Consider the following 19,425-nt stretch of genomic DNA (forward strand, 5'->3'; position numbering starts at 1 on the left):
TCGAGGTCAGCTTACACAGACCAACCTTCTTGCGTAGCAACATTTTTGATCTTCATATACTTGATCTTGAATTTTGCACCGGACACTCCGGGACAATTGCCCCAGCCATCGACCGGCTATCACTTTCTACGCCGTACGACCTGCAAATGAGGGCGTTTTCCGGAACATTCGGACGCCGCGCGCAGCGGCGCGGCAATGGTAAATCAACGGTCAATACTCTGCCGCGAAACAGTAAATCCGTCGGCGCGTCGTAATCGCAATTTGTCTTGAATGCCCGAATTGCCGGGATTTCAATTCAGCGATCTATCGATGCCTTATATATATGTGCGCCTCGACGCTCGAACGCGGAGCCGCCGACGCGGCCGTGACGCCCCGGACACCCCCGGCAGGACCGGCGACAGGGTCCGCCGCGATGTCCTACCGCTCGGTAATCCCGCCCGCGTACCCCGGCTCGCTTGCACAAATTTTGTGTTCTACCAGGCATTCCCGGACATTTTACTGCCGAAGGGTTACCGTGTCTGCTGCTGGGTACATCACCCACCGGGTCGCTCCGGCCCGCCCGATGAGGGAAACCGAAGTTCCCGAGAGACGCCTGGTGGTTTCTGGTCTCTCGCCATGCTTGGTCGCAGCTTCACACGTTGAGGAGGCAGTACCATGAGCAGTAACCCGTCAGGCTCGGATTCCTCGGGCCCGTCCGGCTCCAGTCCCGTCGAGTACGACGACTCCCTGCACTATCCGGAATCGGAGTACTCGGCCTCTTTGTCCAGCGCATCGTTGTCCAGCGCATCGTTGTCCGGCGCATCGCTGTCCGGCGCTTCCGCGACCGGCGCCCTGCGCGGCACCACGTTGGAGGACGCTTCACTGGCGGACTCGGAATCCTTGATCTACCGGCTCCACGAACCCGGCGCGTCCTTACACATCGTGATGGTCGCACCGCCGTACTTCGAAGTGCCGCCTGCCGGTTACGGCGGCGTCGAAGCCGTGGTGGCTCAACTGGCGGACGCACTGGTAGCACGTGGGCACCGGGTGACCCTGCTGGGCGCCGGCCGCTCCGGGACTACTGCACGGTTCATCCGGGTATGGGACGACATCCTCGCCGAACGCCTCGGCGATCCGTTCCCGGAGGTGCTCAACGCGCTCAAGGTTCGGCGCATCATCACCGAATTGGCGCAGACCGAACGGATCGACGTCGTTCACGACCACACCTTCGCGGGGCCGCTGAACGCTCCGATGTACTCCGCTCTCGGCATTCCGACCGTCGTCACCGTGCACGGTCCGGTCGACGGGGAAGCGCAGGAGTACTACAGCTCGCTGACCGATACCGCGCAGTTCGTCGCGATCAGCGATCGGCAACGCTCCCTGGCGGAGAATCTCAACTGGGTCGGCCGCGTCTACAACACGGTCCGCCCCGCGGAATGGCCGTTCCAGACCCGCAAACAGGACTTCGGCCTGTTTCTGGGGCGCTACGCCCCCTACAAGGGTCCCGACCTGGCCCTGCACGCCGCACACGAGGCGGGGATGCCGCTGGTGCTGGCGGCGAAGATGAACGAACCCCCGGAGAAGGCCTACTTCGAAAACGCGGTGCGGCCGCTGCTGCGCGACACCGATTTCGTCTTCGGTGAGGCCGACCAGATCGCGAAGCGGCTGCTGCTCGCCTCGGCGCGCTGCCTGCTGTTCCCGATTCGCTGGGAGGAGCCGTTCGGCATCGTGATGATCGAGGCGATGGCCTGCGGCACCCCCGTGGTAGCCCTGCGCGGCGGCGCGGTCGAAGAGGTCGTCGACCACGGGGTCACGGGCATCATCTGCGACGATCCCGCCGAACTGCCGGCGGCCATCGCCGCGGCCGACGATATCGACCCGGCCGCCTGCCGGCGCCGGGTGGTGGAGAAGTTCTCCGTCGACCAGTTGGGCGCCGGATACGAGGCCGCCTACTACGCGGCGATCGACAAACTCGCCGGCGTCCCGGTACCCGTCGCATCCGACGGCGTCCCCCTGATCCGCCCGCTCTCGGCCGTCGGAAACGGCTGACGCGCAGGCGAATCCACCCGCATCCGGTCCGCTTCGTCGTACGACCGGATGCGGGCGTCCTCGGGAGAAGCGGAGCGAGTCGTCTCGAGAGTCAGCGGGGCAGCCCGCCGAACCGTCCCTCCCACCGCACCAGCACATCGGCCAGAATGCGAGCGAGTTCGCGCTGGTCGTCGTCGGGTAGTCCGGACAGCAATCCGGCCTCGTAGGCCAGCTGTCGCGGCATCAGCCGATCGATCAGCGCGCGGCCGTCCGCGGTCAACGCGATATGGGAGACCCGCCGGTCCCTCGTGTCGGCCCGACGGCCGACCAGCCCGCACTCTTCCAGCCCCCGCAGCCGCTTGGTCACGGCCGCGGGCGAGGCGAACGTTTCGCGCGCCAGCCGGCCCGGCGTGAGTTCACCGCCGACCCGCCGCAGCGCCAGCAGAATGTCGAATTCCGGTCGAGCCAGTTCTTCGTCGCCGAGCGGGGCGTCGGCGACCTGTTGCAGCAGGGCCGCACAGCGAGTGATGCGGCCGATCACCGCGATCGGACGCAGATCGAGTTCCGGTGCGGCCCGCGCCCACTGCCGCATCACCTCGGCGACGGCATCGTCGGCTACCGCGTTCTCGGCCGCATTCTCTGTGGCGTTTGCGGTGGCGTCTTCGAGGACCGGGGAAGGAGAGCCGGCCGGAGTCCGCGCGGTCATCACGACACCGCCGCAAAGGTTCCGACCGGCAAGCGATCCAGGAGCTGATGTCCGGTGCGTTCCGCGGCGACGATGCGTTCGTCGGGGAGCGGAGCACTCCACCATTCCCCCGCCGCGGTATCGGCGCACGTGCGAACCTCGATCAGGGCCGCCGCGAGCCGAGCCCGGTCAGCCGGGGCGGCGGTGCCGGAGTCCACCGCCCGGCGGGCGCGGCCGATCGCGGCATCGAGGTCGCCCAGCGCCGCCGCCACCCGGTCGGTGACCCGGCGATTGGGGATGGCGAAGCAGATCAGGACCGCGACCACCGCACCTACACAGGTGTCGAGCCAGCGATCGAGTCCGAGCTCGGAGGCCGGTCGCGGGGTGGCGAACTCCACCATCGCCAGGGCCATCGGGGTGATGAACACCGAAGCGACCCAATAGTTCCGGGAGATGGTGGCCTCGACGATCACCTGGCAGATCAGCGCCATCACCACCAGCGCGACGGCGCTGTGCGCCCACGGCGCCACCGCCGTGAACAGCGCGACACCCACGAGATTGCCCAGCACGCGTTGCACAGTACGCTGCCACGACTGCGCGGTATTGACGACGATCAGGACCGCGGCGGTCATGACGGCCCAGTACGGACGATTCACGCCCAGCGCCAACGAGATCCAGCCCGCCGCCGCGGCGCCGAGGGTGACGCGGGTGGCGAGCGGCAGTCCGGGGGCGCCGGGCAGGAAGGCGCGGCCCACGCGCCGCAACGCCGCCCCGCGGACGGCACCGGTTCGGCCGAGGCCGATACCGCGAATCTCGGACTCTTCGGCTGCGGCGCAATGGATCCGGGGTACCTCGAGGCCGCTGCGCAGGGCCCGGGCGTACCGGTCGAGGGTGTCGGCGCCGGCCTCGGCGTCGATTCGGGTTCGATCTCGTGCCGTCGCGAAATCCGATGCCGCGGTGTCATTCTCGGCGTCGGAGGGGTACAGCAGGTATTCGGGACCGGCGGGCCTGGTTGTGGCGGCGAGGGTTTCGGCGCGAGCGAGCAGACCGGCCAGCGCGGTGAGTTGCGCCGTGGTGCGAGCCGTCGCGGGCACCCTGGACAGCGCGGTCCATCCGGCCTGCACGGCGACCGCGGCGTCGTGCCGGGCGCGCGGCACTCCCACATCGCCGAGTGGCACCCGCAGCAGCCGGGCGGTCGGTTCCAGGGCCCGTGCCACGGCCAGTCGTTGCGGCCCGTGCGGGCGGACCAGCGCCGGAGCCATACAGACACACCACGCCAGGACGCCGCCCAGCAGGATCAAGGCGAGGTGACCGGGAAGTTGTCCGGCACGCTGCGGGATGAAAGCCGCGCTGGAGACCACGAACGTGAAGATGATGTTGCCGGGCGGCCCCATCCGGGAGGCGTCGCAGACCAGCTTGTACAACCCGGCGAGCACCGCGATCACCAGGACCCGCACCGCCGCGGATTCGATCAGCGCCGACGCGGCCAAGGCGACCGCGGTGCCGGCGAACATCCCGAGCACCACCCAGGCCAGGGTCCGGCCGCGGGCGGCGTACGGCAGGCCGTGCCCGTACAGGGCGCACAGACCGCCGGCGCTGGTGTAGAAGGCCAGCTGCACCTGCCCGGTCGCCAGCAGCACGACCTCCGGTCCGCCGATCGCGATCAGCGCGCACAGCGCGGACTGGCACCAGGTGTCGGCGACCGGACGCATCCGGAAGACCCCGCGCAGCGACAGCATCCGCAGCGTGGTGCGGATACCGGCAGCCGGGGAGGACGAGGCACGATGCGACACCCGAGAAGGTTAACAGGTATTTTACTAGGAAACTATATGAGCGCACTCACGCCCGCCGCACGGACGGACATGGGTAGCCGGTTGGGCACCCGACACCATCCGGCCCCGGCGCAATTCGCCGGCATTCGGTCGCCATATTGCGAATGCAGAATGTGCTCGCGAAAAACGCGCGGCGAGTTATCCGGAACACCGTGCCACACATTTTGCGGGCATCGGAAATCACGGATTCCCCGAAGTCCGAATACGCGTCAGGACACGATTCGCTATCGATTTCGGGTCAGCGACTGCCGGTAAGCCCGCGGCGACATCCCCATCCATCGGGTGAAGGCGTGAGTGAAATTAGCCGTTTCCGCATATCCGAGTCGGCGGGCCACATCCTCGACCGTCGACCCGGCGCGCAGCAACTCCGCCGCGGTGCTCTCGCGCATGGTGTTGAGCAGGCCACGGAAGCTGGCGCCCTCGGCGGCGAGCTGGCGACGCAGCGTACGGACGTTGATGTGCAGCTCGGCGGCCACTTCGGCCATCGACGGCACCGAACCCGGTTCGCGCAGCAGGCGCTCGCGGACCAGTGTCGACAACTTCCAGCCGCCGTCGAGCAGAACCTGCAGCGCCTCGCGGCACTGTCGCTCGATCAGATTCGCGGTATGCGAATCGGCATGTGGCATGCGCAGATCCAGGAACGAGCGCGGCAGGACCAGCGCGGTACGCGGGCAGTCGCTGAGGATGGTGTCGATCGAGGCGAACTCGGCCAGTGCGGCGGCCCGGTCGGCGTCCAGCTCCAGTTCCAGGCGGACGGCGGGAATGGTCACGTCGAGCGCCCGGCCGGCCACGAAGATCAGCGCCACCTCGCGTTCGACGAAGAATCCACGCAGGTCGGCAGGTATTCCCGAGCCGTCGGCCACCAGCGCGACCTCGTCGCCACCGGACTCGTCGAGATGATAGCGCGCCGCGACCGAGACCAGATCCTGATAGCGGACCGCGATGTTCAGCACATCGCGCATGGTCGCGCTGGCCAGGGCCGCGAGGCCGACCAGACCGGCCTTGCCGAGCGACGCCTGCGCGGCGGTCTGCACGCCGAGCCCGGGACGATCGCCGAGCGCGCGAATGAGATTGCGAGCGACAGCGAATTCTTGATCCGGCCAAATTCGCACCTGTTCATCGGCCAGATCCGCGGGTTCGATTCCGGTGCCCGCCAATAACAGCGGTTCATCCAATCCATGCGCGAGCCCGACACTCACCATCATGCGCACACTGACGCTGCCGTGCGGTAACACATCGGACGGCGTACCGATCCCAACCACAGTCCGAAATTACCAATATTCGGTCCGTTCGGCACATTCCGGCTCCCGAAAGTGGGGGCATAACCTCGACAGACCGACATCGGCACGGGATGGCCGAAGGTCAGGCAGGGATCGAGGAGGGCGACTACACCGTGGACATGTTCAGTACCTGTTGGATGGAACCGCTCGACCTCACCCCGCAGAAGGCCCATCAGATCATGCAGATGCACCGGGGCTGCCGCACCGACGAATGCCCGCGCCGCCGTGCCGCACTGCGTGTTCTGGTCGAGGCGGGCCGACTGATTCCGGATTCCTCACGGGTGCACTGACACCGCCCGGGTGACGGTTACCGGCCCGCCCAGCGGTCGGTCCAGTCCCGCCCGATCCGGCGCGCCCGGGCCGGCGGCATGCGATCGGGTTCGGTGAGGACGGCGAGCGTGAGACCGTCGAGCAGTGCCAGCAATTCGGCTGCGGCGTCGGCGGATTCGGCTGACCGGTCCGGATGCACGGCGACCAGCGCCCGGGCGATGAGTTCTTCGGTGTGCTGCCACTGGGCTCGATGCAGCGCCGCGATCTCGGGGTCGTGGGCGGCGCGGGCCACCAGCGCGAACCACACCCGGGCGAGGCGATCCTCGCTGTCGGGGGCGATGAGCAGGTCGACGAGGCGGGACAGGCGCTGCGCGGGCGGGAGCTGTGCCACCGTCGCGGCGTCGAAGCGGCGGGCCGCGTCGTCCCGCACGTATTCCCACACCCGGTGCAGGAGGTCGGTTTTCGTCGAGAAGTAGTACTGCACCGTACCGATCGACACCTCGGCGCGGGCGGCCAGCGTGCGGATACTGACGCCCTCGATCCCGCCCTCGGCGATGACGTCGGCCAGCCGATCGAGCAGCTGACCACGACGGTCCATCGCGGCACCGGCCGCCCCGGCCCGTTCAACGCCCACCGCGTCGACTCCTCTCACGCTCATCGCGAGCCTGATAGTAGTGCCGGATCTGCGCTCCCACCCGACGCGCCACCGCCACCGGTTCCCGGCGGCCGTCGCCCCGGGAGGCGCGCTCCGCGACGGCGGCGAAGAACAGCAGCAGCACCGCGACACCGCTCAGGCCGAAGTAGACCGTATCCCCGAGCAGGCCGACGAGCACGCGCGCCGATTCGTGGTCCGGTCCCGCCAACGCCGGTAGCAGCGCTTCGAATTGCAGCAGACGCAAACCCTCGGCAACCAGCCACAACACCGCTGCTCCGGCCAGCGACCACCCGGCGAGGCGATAGCTGCGCGCCAATCCGACGCCGGCCACCAGTGAGACCACCGACAGCACCACCACCGCCAGCTCGCCGGCGCCGAACACCACCTGCGCGCCGCTCATCGCGCCGGCTCCGGCCGCACCGGACGCCGCAGGATGGCGACCAGCAACAGCGCCCACGCCAGCACCAGCAAGAGGTTGCGGACGCCGGCGCCGAACTCCATGCGCTGCGTAATGCCCTCGGCGCCACCGGAACCGAACCACATCGCCCGGCTGGTGACCAGTCCGACCACCGAGCCGATCACCGCCACCCCCGCGGCGAGTACCGCGACGCCGAAGGCTCGCCCCAGCCGCCGCCGGTAGTACAGCGCGATCGCCGCACCCAGCAGCGGCGCGCACAGACCGAGCAGTTCCACGAGACGAAACATCGGCAGCCACCCCTCTCATACGTTCGTATGAGAACTACCATACGAACGTATGAGGCCTCCGGTCAATACGACCGTATGAGATCGGTCAGGGCGTCGCGAAACTCCATTCGTCGCCGTCGGGCCAGATGACGCGGGAGCCGTCGCGCCGGCGCAGGGTTCCGGCCGGGTCGACGATCCACTCCGCGGGGTCGAAGGTCTCACCGCCACCGGCCGGATGTTCGACGGCGAGGTGGTCCCGTCGCAGATAGGCTCCGTCTTCGCGCGGCGTCCACGCGTCCGGATCGAAAGTGCGCAGCGCGTTGTCCGCGGTGATCACCGCCATCGGGCCGTAGCGCCGGAGACGGGAGCCGTCGGAACGGACGGTCCAGGCCGCATCGGTCATCGGCTCGGATTCTTCGGTACCGGCCCAGACGATCTCGGATGTGCTGGGCGCGTACAGATCGCCGCGCTCGCCGTGGCGCCAATATCCCAGTTCGCGCCGCGTCCACGGCCGGTCGGCGAGCAGATCGAGCACCGCGTCCAGATCCTCCGGCGCGCCGAAATGCGTTGCGGCGATGGATTTTTCCGACCGTCGCACCATGGAGGTGAGGCGGGCGCCGGGCCCGGCTTCGATCACGTACCGGACGCCGTGAGCCGTCAGTCCGGCCATCACGGCGTCCCAGCGCACGGGTGCGCAGACCTGCGCGGACAGCGAGCCGGCCGGATCCGCTCCGGCTCGCCAATTGCCGGATGTGCCGTCCACCACCGGAATTCGTGGCGTGGTGAATTCGGCGCGGGCCAGCTCGGATCGGAAGGCGGCCGCGGCCGGTGCCATCAATGCGCAGTGAAACGGGGCGCTGACCTCGAGAGCGCGGGTGATCGCGCCGCGTTCGTCGGCGAGTTTGCGTGCCCTGCCGACCGCGCCGGTGTGCCCGGAGATGACCATCTGACTCGCGCCGTTGTAGTTGGCGACCGCGACGACCTCGGATTGCGCTGCGGCAGCGCAGATCCGGTCGACCTCGTCGGCGGCCAGACCCATCACGGCCACCATCGAACCTTCCCCGGGCGGCACCGCCTCCTGCATCAGGGCACCCCGGCGGCGCACCAGGCGCACCGCGGTCTCGAAGTCGAGGGCGCCGGCGCAGACGTGGGCGGTGATCTCACCGAGGCTGTGACCGGCCACGACCACCGGATGAATGCCGGTCTCGGACACCAGAACCCGGTACGCCGCCACGCTGGTGGCCAGGATGGCGGGCTGGGCGTACTCGGTCCGGGCCAGCTCCGCCGGGTCGCCGCCGAAGCACAGCTCGCCGAGGCCGAATTCGATCGCCGCGTCGGCACGGTCGAACACCTCGCGCGCGACCGGGTAGCTGTCGGCCAGCGCCTTGCCCATGCCGGGGAATTGCGCGCCCTGACCGGGGAATACGAATGCGAGCATGTCAGCCGATCCTCAACAGTGCGACGCCCCAGGTGCCGAACCCGTGACTGATGGTCATGACGATCTCCCCCGGCGCGACGCCGTCCTCCAGATAGGTCTGCAGGTTGATCAGGTTGTCGGCCGAGTGCACGTGGGCGTAGTCGGCGATGTTGTCGAGATAGCACAGGTCGTGGTCGAGTCCGGCCGAATCGGCCATGAAGCGCACGGCCTCCTCGTTGACGTTGTTGGCGATGATGCGCCGCACGTCGGCGCGGTCCAGGCCGGCGCGGTCGAGCATATCGGCGACCGCGCGGGACAGGCCGCGTTTGGTGAGCCCGGCCAGCGCCGGCATCTTCGCCACGCGGATCAGCTGGTTGGTGCCCTGATTCGAGCCGAGCACCTCGATGCGCGACGGCTCGGCGGAGGTGATCAGGCAGGCGGCCGCACCGTCGCTCAGCACCGAGAGCGCGTCGCGCAGGATGCGGGCGTGCGGGTCCGGGCACGCGTCGGAGGTGACAACCAGGACATTGCGGGCCGATCCGGCGGCGACCAGGCTGTGCGCGATCCGCAGGGCGCTGCCGAAATTCGCGCATTCGGCGAGGGTGACACCGATCGGGGTGGCGCGGGTGAGGCCGAAACGCTCACAGAAACGCAGGAATTCACCACCGGCCAGGGCGCCGGTTTCGGGACTCGACGACGCGTAGACCAGCAGGTCGACCTCGGCCGCATCCACCGGGATCCGGTCGAGAGTGCTCGCGACCACCTCGGCGGCCAGTTGCAGCGGGGTCTGTTCGGTGCGGCAGTAGTGGTACAGGCCGAGGCCGTGCATATCGCGCAGCATGGCGGGGTCCTCGCGCAGCGGCTCCAGGCTCGCGATGGGCTCGCGAGCGCCGACGGCATAGGAGATCCCGTGCAGATAGACGCTCATCGGGACTCCTCCTCGCGCAGGCGGCCGGACAGGTAGCGGTGCATGGCCCGCACGGTCGGATGTTCCCAGTGCACCGCGCCGGGCAGGTCGATCCCCAGCGCCGCCGACAGCCCGTTCTTGAATTCGAGCAGCGCCAGCGAACTCATGCCCAGTTCCAGAAACGGTGTGGCGGGATCGATCTCGTCGGCATCGATGCGCAGGACCGCGGCCGTTCTGCTCAGCAGCAGCTCCCACAGCGCGGCCTCGCGCTCCTCGGCCGGCAGGCGGCGCAGCTCGTCCGCCAGGGCCACGGTGGCGCCGGAACTCATGGCGCGCAGAGGTTCGTACATCGGCACGGCGCGCGCGAAGGGATGGGCGCCGAGCCAGGCGTCGGCATCGAGACCGATGATGGCGGCGCGGGGACGACCGTCGTCGAGCAGTGTCTCCAGCAGCGTGTACGCCGTCGCCGGCGCCAGCGAGCGGATTCCGCGGCCGGCCAGATACTCCTCGGTCGCGGCGCTGCGCGCGGCGAGTCCGGTATCGCGGAACGGACCCCATGCCACCGCGGTGGCCGCCAGCCCCTGCGCGCGCCGGTAGTGCGCCAGGCCGTCGAGAAACGCGTTGGCGGCGGCGTAGTTCAATTGACCGCCCGAAGGCAGCAGGGTCGCGGTGGAGGAGTACATCACGAAGTACTCGACGGGATCGCCCGCCACCGCGCGGTGAATGTTCCAGGCGCCCAATGCCTTCGGCCGCAGCACAGGATCGAACTGGGCCCAGCTCTGATTGGTCAGGACGGCGTCGCGCAGGACGGCCGCGAGATGGAACACCCCGCGCACCGGACCGATTCGGGAGCGCAACCGCCCCACGGCGTCGGCGACCTCGGCCGCATCGGCGACGTCGGCGCGTTCCAGGACCACGCGCTCTCCGGCGGCGTTGAGTTCGTCGATGATCGCGCGTTCGTCGGCGGTCGGCTCACGGCGAGCGAGCAGTCCGACCTGCGCGCCGCCCCGTTCGACCAGGGTGCGGGCCAGTTCGAGACCCAGCCCGCCGAGGCCGCCGGTGACCAGGACGCAGCCGGGTTCGGCCAGCCCCTGCGCGGCGCCGCGCACGATGCCGGTGGTGGCCGCGTCGTCGGTCACCAGCACCAGTTTGCCGGTGTGCGCACCGGTGCTCATCAGCCGGAACACCTCGGCCGCCGCGGCGATCGGATAGGTCTGCACCGGAAGCGGTTCCAATTCGCCGGAGACGACGCGGTCGAGCGTGTGGTGCAGCAGTTCGGCGAAGACCGCCGGCCGCTCGCGGTGCAGGCCGGCCATATCGACGGCGGTGTAGGTGATGCGGCGTTTGAAATGCTCCAGGGGGAGTCGCCCCGAGCCGTAGATATCGCGCTTGCCGAGCTCGAGGAAGATCCCGTCGGCGGCGACCGTGCGCAGACTCGCCTCGGCGGCCGCGCCGGTCAGGGAGTTGAGCACGACATCGACCCCCGCGCCGGCGGTGACGTCGAGAACCTGCTGCTCGAATTCCGTGGTGCGCGAGTCGAAGACGTGCTCGATGCCCAGATCCCGCAGGACGCGGCGCTTGTCCTCGGTGCCCGCCGTGGCGATGATCTCCAGCCCGTGCCGCTGTGCCACCGCGATGGCCGCCGCACCCGTGCCACCCGTAGCCGAATGGATCAGGATGCGCATGCCCGGGCGCACCCGGGCCAGACGTTCGAGTGCGTAGCAGGCAGTGGTGTAGGCGGTGGGCAGCGCCGCGGCGTCGGTGAGGGCGAACGTCTCCGGCAGCCGATAGACCAGCGCCGCGTCGGCGACGGCATGGGTGGCCAGGCAGTTCAGCGCCACCGCCACCACCCGGTCGCCGACGCGCACCGTGTCGACCTCGGCGCCCACGGCGACGACGGTGCCCGCGCATTCCGATCCCAGCGGCACGTCGTCGAGATCCGCGAAAAAGCCCATGGCCCACATGACGTCGGCGAAGTTGAGGCCGGCGGCGGCCACGGCGACGACGACCTCACGGGGGCCCGGTCGCGGCCGGCCGCGACCGCGCAGCGTCAGCGTCTGCAGGCGGCCGGGCTCGTCGATATCCACCCCGAAGCCGCGGGTGCCCGCGGCGACGACGGGTGGATCCGGGTTCAGCCGGACCCGGTCGAGGCGCGCGACCCAGCGGAGTCCGGAGCGCAGCGCGATATGCCGCTCGCTGCCGTCGGCGAGTTCCGCGACCAGGTCGGCCGCGTCGTCGCCGTCCACGCCCGCATCGGCGGCCAGGTCGACGAGCGTGGTGCGCAGTTCGGGGTGTTCGGCGGCCAGGGCGGTGCCGAAACCCCACAGGGCCGCCTGCCACGGGTCCACGCACTCCTGCGCCACCGCCTGACCGCCGCGCGTGACCACCCACAGCCGGGGCGCGGAGGTCATCCGCACGGCCGTGCGCGCGAGGCCGAGCAGTGCGGCCAGATCCGCGAATGCCGTTGCGCCGTCCTCGGTTCCGGCGAGGTACAGGATGTGATCCGCAGGTTCGTCGAAGGGCGGGGCGTGCGATTCGGTGCCGTCGGCACTCGGCGCGACCGCGGCGGTGGCGGCGTCGGCGCCCGCCGCGACGAGTTGCCGGGTCAGCGTTTCGGGTCCCAGCGCTGCGTCGTCGTCCGGGTCGCCGCCGACGACCACCCAGCGTCCCGAGAGCCGCCCGGTCGCGCGCGGACGCTGCTGCCAATCGACCGCGAGGACGGCGGCATCGGCGGTATCCGCCGCGTCGACGCGGGTCGCGGTCAGCTCGCGCACCGTGGCGACGAGCGAGCCGTCGTCGGCGTAGATGTCGAGATCGGCGGTCTGCAGGCGACCGTCGCGGGCGTAGCGGCGCACATGGGCGTGGACCTGGGGCGGAATGTGGTCGGCGACGTGCAGGGCGCCGATCGCGGACGGCAGGAACAGTTCGTCCCCGGCCAGTGCGCCGACCACCTGGAAACATCCGTCGAGCACCGCGGCGGCCGTCACCCCGTGCTCCGGGTCGCGCGCACCGGCCACCGCGCTCACCCGCCCGAGCGCCTCACCATCGCCGACCGACAGTTCCGTCACCGTGCGGAAGGCAGGCCCGTAACGGGTGCCGTTGCGGGTATAGGCCGCGTAGAGATCCTGCGGGTCCACCGCGGTGCGGCAGTGCCGCTGCGCCGCGGCCAGTCCGGGGACCTCGGGGATGTTCTCGCCGGAAACGATCCGTCCGCGAGCGTGCTCGGTCCACACCGTGGCCGCGCCACCCGGCTCGGCGGCGCGGGCACTGATGCGAAATTCGTTGTCGCGCAGTACCACCTGCACTCGACGGCCGGTCTCGGGCAGGGTGAGTACCCGCTCGAACCGGATATCGGCGAAATGGCAGCCAGGCCCGAAACCGTGCTGCAGGCGGGCCGCGGCGGCGAGGTTGACCAGCCAGGCGCCCGCGGCGACCGGCGTATCCCCGACCGCGTGGTCGAGCAACCAGGACGAGCGAGCGGGATCCACCACGCGCTGGAGCAGGCGTTCGCCGCTGACGGACGATTCGACCACCGCCTGACCATTGTGCTGTTCGGCGGCCACATCCCAGTCGGAGCGAGCCCAGAACCGCTTGTGCTGCCACGGATACGCCGGCAGTTCGACGATCCGGCCGCGCACCCCGGCGGCCGACCAGTCCACGGGGACTCCGTGCACATACAACCGGGCGATCAGTTCCAGGATGTCGCGGCGCGCGTAGCCGTTGCGTTTCAGGGATCCGGCCACCGCACCGCGATCGTTCGAGGCGTCGATGCGGGCGCGGATACCGTCCACCAGAACGGGATTGGGCCCGATCTCGACGAAGGTCGCCGGACCCTCCGCGAGCACCCGCTCGACGGTCTCGTCGAGGCGGACCGTGCTGCGCAGATTACGACCCCAGTAGTCGGCGGTCAGCGCATCGGTGGGGAGGTAGTCGGACTCCACGGTGGACAGGAAGGCGGCCCGGCCACCCGGGATCGCGGTGATGCCGGCGATCCGCTCGACGAAGGCGTCCAGGTGCGGATCCAGCTGGCGGCTGTGCGCGGCCGACTCGATCTTCACCCGCCGAGGATCGTAACCGGCTGCGGCCAGCGCCTTTTCGAGCCGGTCCAGATCGGCGACCGTCCCGGAGACGACAACCTGCGCGGGTCCGTTCACGGCGGCGAGGTCGAATTCGCCTTCGATCTGCTCCAGCCATCCGGCGAGCTCACCGGCGCTCATCGGCACCGACAACATGCCGCCGGTCCCTTCGATCGCGCGCAGCACCCGATTGCGGTGGACGATGACCGCGGCGGCGTCGGCGAGGCTCAGTGCCCCCGCGACCCGGGCGGCCGCGATCTCACCGACGCTGTGACCGATCACGGCATCGGGCCGGAACCCGGTCGCCGCCAGCAATTCCGCCAATCCGATCTGCACGGCGAAGGACATGGGCTGAGCGAGATCGATACGGCCGCCGTCGGATTCGCCGGTGGCCAGCAGTTCGGCGATGTCGGTGCCCAGATGAGGTTCGAACGCCGCCGCACACCGCCGCACCGCCTCGGCGAATACCGGATAGTCGGCCATGAGCTGGGCACCCATTCCGGTCCAGTGCCCGCCGAATCCGGCGAAGACGAAGACCAGGGCGCCCGGTTCGCCGCGGCGGCCGCGAATCACGCCCGCGCGATCACGATCCTCGGCGATGGCGGTGAGTCCGCGTTGCAGTGCGGCGGCGGTTTCCCCGATCACCACGGCACGATGGTCGAGTGCGGCGCGACGCGACGCGGTGAAGCACAGATCACGCGCGGGCGCGCCGGCCGTCAGCCGGTCACGCCAGCGAAGTGCCGTATCCCGCAACGCTTGTTCGGTGGCCGCCGACAGCGGCAGGACCAGCAGTTCCCGAGCCGGTTCGGCGGCATCCCCGGCATCTTCGGCCGCCGGTTCGATCCCCGGGGCCGCGGTGATGATCGTATGCGCGTTGGTCCCGCTGAATCCGAATGCGCTGACCCCCGCGTACACCGGCTCGGCGCCGGAGATCTCCCGCGCCTCGGCCGGGATCACGATCGGCGTGGCGTCCCAGTCGATCAGCGGATTCGGCTCGTCGAAATGCAGTGTGGGCGGGACGATCCGGTCGCGGACGACCGTGATGGCCTTGAGCAGTCCGGCGATTCCGGCGGCCGGTTCCAGATGGCCCAGGTTGCCCTTGGCCGATCCGACGAGGAGCGGACGGTCCCGATCGGCGCCGAAAACCGCAGACAACGCGCGCAATTCGATGGGGTCGCCCAGCGGTGTGCCGGTGCCGTGCGCCTCGATGTAGTCGATGCGGCCGGTCTCGAGCTTGGCCTCGCGCAGCGCATCCCGCAGCACCTGTTCCTGGGCGCGGCCGTTGGGCGCGGTGAGGCCGTTGCTGCGGCCGTCCTGATCGACGGCCGTGGCCACGATCGAGGCCAGCACTCGATCACCAGCGGCGTGGGCGGCGGACTCGCGCTTCAGCACGACGACGCCGCACCCCTCGCCGCGCACCAGTCCGTCGGCGGCGGCGGAGAAGGGCGCGCAGCGATTGCTCGGCGAGGGCGCCCGGAGTTTCGACATCGAGATCATCGACTGCGGGGACACGATCAGATTGACCCCGGCCACCAATGCCAGCTCGCACTCCCCCGATCGCAGGCTCTGCACCGCCAGATGCAGCGCGACCAGTGCGGACGAGCATGCGGTGTCGACGACCAGGGCGGGCCCCTGCAGTCCGAGGTGATAGGCGATCCGCCCGGCCGCCACCGACGGCGCCAGACCGGTGGCGGAATAGATGTCGATCGCTGCCGGGTCCGTCGCCGCGGCGCCGTAATCGTTGGGGCACATGCCGACGAAGACGCCCGTTCGGCTCTCGCGCAGGGAGTCCGGTGGAATCGCGGCATGCTCGAGCGCCTCCCACGCGACCTCGAGCAACAGCCGCTGCTGCGGGTCCATGGCCTCGGCCTCGCGCGGCGAGATGCCGAAGAAGGCGGCATCGAAATCGCCGATATCGGTGAGGGCGCCCATCTTCGCGATGAAGGATCTGCCGGGTGCGTCGGCGTCCGGATCGTAGTAGTGCTCGACATCCCAGCGGTCCGGCGGAATATCGACCACGCCGTCGCCGCCCGCGCGCAGGAATTCTGCGAATTCCTCCAGCGAACCCACCCCGCCGGGCAGGCGACAGCCCGCACCGATCACGGCGACCGGCTCACTGCGCTGTGCCAAGGCCCCGCGAGCCGTGCGCAGGGCGGCGATGGCGCCGCGTAAGGCCTCGCTGCTGTCGCCGCCCTCGGGCAGCACACTCGGATTCGTCGCGGTCGGGGTCAACGCAGCACCTCTTCCAGGGCAGCCACTTCCGCGCGAGCCAGCGCGATGAGATCGGTTTCGCTCAGGCCGTCGAGCGGGGTGCGGGTCGTGCTGACGGGGATGTCGAACGACCCGGGGTGCGGGTCGGCCGGGTCGTGGTGCTCCGGCCGCGACTCGATCGTGGTCGGTTCCGCCGCGGTTGCCGGTGCCGACATCGCCGGTTCGGCGGCCGGCTCGGGCGGGATCGTCGGTGCGGCGGCCAACCGCGCGGTGAGCTCGGCGATTTGCGCTGTGGCCGTGGGGAATTCGAAGGCGAATGCCGCTTCGATCGGCAGCGCGAGCGCACGGCCCAATACGGTCCGCAATTCGATGGCCATGAGCGAGTCGAAGCCGAGTTCCTGCAGCGGTGTCCGCAGATCGACGGGATCGGAATCCGGCATCTGGAAGACCTGCCGGATACTCTCGACCACCACCGAGCTCACGCGTCGGCGCAGCAGGTACAGCTCCGCCTCGGACATCGCGGGCCGCGCGGATTCGACGGCTCCCGCGGGCACGTCCGACCCGGTCGCATCGGTGCGCACAGGCGGTCCGGGAACTGCGGACCCCTGGACACTTCCCTGACCATCGCCCGAAGCTGTCGTGGCCGGTGGAGCGGCATCGAGGCTGTCCACACCGAGGGCTTCGACCTGCGGAGGCCGAGCCGCCGCAGCGGGTGCGCTCGGCTCGCCGGTCACATGCGTGGCGCCGGACGCTTCCACCCAGTAGCGGCGACGCTGAAAGGGATAGGTGGGGAGGGTGATCCGGGGATAGTGGGTGCCGTGCAGGTCGCGCAGGTCGTCGACGGCTCCGGCCACGAACAGCCCGGCCGTGCACCGGATCAGTTCGCCGCGAGTGGTACCTGTGGTGAACCAGCGGCGCTCCGGGGCGGTGCGGCGGCTTCCCAGCTCGGTCAGCGTCGCTCCCGCGACCTCGGCGAATACGGTGCAGTCGAGTTCTCCCAGCGTGGCGAAGGCCCGGTCCAGGTGCCCGGGCCACAGCGGGCGGCTCGACCAGTAGGCGGGATCGGCCGCTTCGTGGCCTAGGCGCATCCCGGTGTGCGCGGAGACGACGGTGAGTTCGGGCTCGCCCGGCTGTCCCGGATCGGGGACGGCCGTTCCCAGGTGATCGCGCAGTTCGGCGTGCGTCGTCGCGGCGACACCGGCGGCGCGCAGGCGGTGCAGGAGCGGCTCGCGGCCGCCGGGGCCCGCCTCCAGCAGATAACGGTCGCCGGCGTGACCGCACAGGCGCGCACCGGTTTCGCGCAGTAACGCGTCGAGCAGCGCACGGTCGTCGGTGCGTGCCACCACGCGTTCGCCGAGTAGCGCCGCGGTCGAGACCGAAGCACGCAGTGCCACAGCCGGTCCCAGGATCCCGGTGATCGCGGCGGTCACGTACTCGCCCACGCCGACGCCCAGCACGGCAGCCGGGCGCAAACCGAATGCCAGCAACTGGCGAGTGGTGGCGTACCGGTGCACGAAGGCCAGCGCATCCGCCAGACCGGGGACGCGCTGCGCCTGATGCGGTGCCAGCCCGGCGAACAGAGCGGTCCGGAAACCCTCCCGCGAGGCGGTCGCCTCCAGGCATTCGTCGACGGCGGCGCGAAAGACGTCGGAGCCGGTGTAGCTTTCGCGATCGAGCGGTTCCACACCGGGTCCGCGGTGCCCGATCAACAGTGCGGTACGCACGGCACGACCCCGCGGCACGTGGCCGGTCACGATCGCCGGCTGCCGCTGCCCGGCGGTATGTGCGTCCAGGGCGGCCGCCATCGCGGTCGTACTCCCGGCCACCACGGCGAGTCGATGTTCGAACGCGCTCCGTCCGAGATTCGCTGTCGCGCACACCGATTCGAGCCTCGACGGTTCCACGGTCCGCAGCGCGAGCGCGAACCGCCGCGCCTGCGCCCGCAACGCCTCGTCGCTGCGGGCGGACAGCGTCAGCAGGCCCGAGGGCACGGCGCTGCCGGATTCGGCTGCCGCCGGCGGTTGTTCGACCAGCACGTGCGCATTGGTCCCGCTGAAGCCGAACGAACTGACACCCGCGATCCGCGATCCGGCCGGCCACGGTGTGGTCTCGGTGACCACCCGCGCCGAACCGGACGCCCAATCGATGCGTGGATTCGGTTCCCGCACATGCAGCGTCGGCGGCAGCACACCGCGCTCGACGGCCAGGGCCACCTTGATCAGACCGGCGATCCCCGCCGCCGTCTCGGCGTGCCCGAAATTCGATTTGATCGACCCGACCCACAGCGGCGCACGCGCGGCGCCGAAGACGGAGTTCAGCGCACCGATTTCGATCGGGTCGCCCAGCGCGGTGCCCGTGCCGTGCGCCTCGATGTAGTTGACCCGCGCCGGTTCGAGATTCGCCGCCCGCAGCGCTGCCCGCACCACCGCCTCCTGGGCGCGGGCGCTCGGCACGGTGAGCCCGCCGGTCCGGCCGTCGTGGTTGACCGCGGAGCCGCGGATCACCGCGTAGATCCGGTCGCCGTCGCGCTGTGCCTGCGAGAGCCGCTTGAGCACCACCAGACCGGCGCCCTCGGCGCGACCGTATCCGTCGGCGGAGGCATCGAAGGTCTTGCAGCGGCCGTCCGGCGACAACGCCCGGATGCGGCAGCAGAACATCGTCGAGAACGGCGAGAGGATCAGATTCACACCACCGGCCAGCGCCGTCGAGCAGTCGCCGTTGCGCAGACTCTGCACCGCCTGATGGACCGCCACCAGCGACGACGAGCACGCGGTGTCCACCAGTGACACCGGTCCGTGCAGATCCAGCGTGTACGCCACCCGGCCCACCGCGATACTCGGTGTATTCCCCAGTCCCGCATAGGCGTTCATGGCCTCGGGGATATTCGCGACGGCGATGCGGTCGTAGTCGCGCCAGCTGAATCCGACGAACAGGCCGGTATCGGATCCGCGCAGCCGCTGGGGCGCGATACCCGCGTTCTCCACCGCCTCCCACGCGATCTCCAGCAGGAGCCGTTGCTGCGGGTCCATCGCGTGCGCTTCGCGCGGCGAGATGCCGAAGAAGTCGGCGTCGAACATGTCCACCGCGTCGAGAAATCCGCCGCGGGTGGTGTAGATGGTGCCGGGCTTGTCCGGGTCCGGATCGTAGAACCGCTGCACATCCCACCGATCGCCGGGCTGTTCGCCGGTGGCGTCGACCCCCCCGGCCACGACGTCCCACAGGGTGTCCGGCCCGGTGATGCCGCCGGGGAACCGGCAGCCGATGCCGACGATCGCGATCGGTTCCGCCGGGCGAGGTTCGGCCAGCCGCTCCCGCGCCGCGCGCAGGGCCGCGGCGATGCGCTGCTCGCGGTCGGGTGTCACACCGGTGGCGGAGACGGATTCGGAACTTGCTGCGGACAT

At 70.0% G+C, this 19,425-nt stretch carries 12 protein-coding genes; 2 read left to right on the forward strand and 10 right to left on the reverse strand.

Annotated elements, in window-relative coordinates; genetic code table 11:
- The first annotated feature begins 654 nt into the window (after positions 1-654).
- Positions 655-2,028 (forward strand): glycosyltransferase family 4 protein, encoded by a 1,374-nt coding sequence (locus tag NE2_RS03110; protein ID WP_106958571.1) that lies wholly within the window; start codon positions 655-657, stop codon positions 2,026-2,028.
- A gap of 91 nt (positions 2,029-2,119) precedes the next feature.
- Here NE2_RS03110 and NE2_RS03115 read toward each other — a convergent pair whose 3' ends face one another.
- The 3 genes from NE2_RS03115 to NE2_RS03125 all read right to left on the reverse strand — a co-directional run bounded on the left by NE2_RS03115 (position 2,120) and on the right by NE2_RS03125 (position 5,786).
- Complete coding sequence (locus NE2_RS03115) at positions 2,120-2,713, reverse strand: MarR family winged helix-turn-helix transcriptional regulator (RefSeq protein ID WP_084493720.1); 594 nt, start codon at positions 2,711-2,713, stop codon at positions 2,120-2,122.
- Entirely contained in the window at positions 2,713-4,485 is a 1,773-nt protein-coding gene (locus tag NE2_RS03120) for an FUSC family protein (protein WP_146165271.1), read from the reverse strand. Before NE2_RS03120 ends, NE2_RS03115 begins: the two co-directional genes overlap by 1 nt.
- A gap of 263 nt (positions 4,486-4,748) precedes the next feature.
- On the reverse strand, positions 4,749-5,786 hold the full coding sequence (locus NE2_RS03125; RefSeq protein ID WP_146165270.1) for an AraC family transcriptional regulator: 1,038 nt from the start codon (positions 5,784-5,786) through the stop codon (positions 4,749-4,751).
- An 89-nt stretch (positions 5,787-5,875) separates the two neighbouring features.
- Here NE2_RS03125 and NE2_RS03130 point away from each other — a divergent pair, with 89 nt between their 5' ends.
- The gene (locus NE2_RS03130; protein ID WP_030515125.1) at positions 5,876-6,094 is read left to right on the forward strand and encodes a hypothetical protein; all 219 of its coding nucleotides are present in this window, start codon (positions 5,876-5,878) and stop codon (positions 6,092-6,094) included.
- A 17-nt stretch (positions 6,095-6,111) separates the two neighbouring features.
- On the opposite strand, the gene NE2_RS03135 is transcribed toward NE2_RS03130, so the two are convergent.
- The 7 genes from NE2_RS03135 to NE2_RS03165 all read right to left on the reverse strand — a co-directional run bounded on the left by NE2_RS03135 (position 6,112) and on the right by NE2_RS03165 (position 19,425).
- Positions 6,112-6,708: a TetR/AcrR family transcriptional regulator gene (locus tag NE2_RS03135; protein WP_063023676.1), complete on the reverse strand. Its 597-nt coding sequence runs from the start codon at positions 6,706-6,708 to the stop codon at positions 6,112-6,114.
- Complete coding sequence (locus tag NE2_RS03140) at positions 6,698-7,129, reverse strand: hypothetical protein (RefSeq protein WP_063023678.1); 432 nt, start codon at positions 7,127-7,129, stop codon at positions 6,698-6,700. Before NE2_RS03140 ends, NE2_RS03135 begins: the two co-directional genes overlap by 11 nt.
- Positions 7,126-7,434, reverse strand: coding sequence for a hypothetical protein (locus NE2_RS03145; protein ID WP_063023683.1), 309 nt, complete (start codon positions 7,432-7,434; stop codon positions 7,126-7,128). Before NE2_RS03145 ends, NE2_RS03140 begins: the two co-directional genes overlap by 4 nt.
- Before the next feature lie 85 nt (positions 7,435-7,519).
- Entirely contained in the window at positions 7,520-8,851 is a 1,332-nt protein-coding gene (fabD, locus tag NE2_RS03150; RefSeq protein ID WP_063023685.1) for an ACP S-malonyltransferase, read from the reverse strand.
- A 1-nt stretch (position 8,852) separates the two neighbouring features.
- Positions 8,853-9,758, reverse strand: coding sequence for a 3-oxoacyl-[acyl-carrier-protein] synthase III C-terminal domain-containing protein (locus NE2_RS03155; RefSeq protein WP_063023687.1), 906 nt, complete (start codon positions 9,756-9,758; stop codon positions 8,853-8,855).
- Positions 9,755-16,045, reverse strand: coding sequence for a type I polyketide synthase (locus NE2_RS37480; protein ID WP_167356695.1), 6,291 nt, complete (start codon positions 16,043-16,045; stop codon positions 9,755-9,757). Before NE2_RS37480 ends, NE2_RS03155 begins: the two co-directional genes overlap by 4 nt.
- Positions 16,042-19,425: a type I polyketide synthase gene (locus NE2_RS03165; protein ID WP_063023691.1), complete on the reverse strand. Its 3,384-nt coding sequence runs from the start codon at positions 19,423-19,425 to the stop codon at positions 16,042-16,044. The genes NE2_RS37480 and NE2_RS03165 overlap by 4 nt, the downstream gene beginning before the upstream one ends.

The sequence above is a fragment of the Nocardia elegans NBRC 108235 genome (assembly GCF_001612845.1).
Lineage (GTDB): Bacteria > Actinomycetota > Actinomycetes > Mycobacteriales > Mycobacteriaceae > Nocardia > Nocardia nova.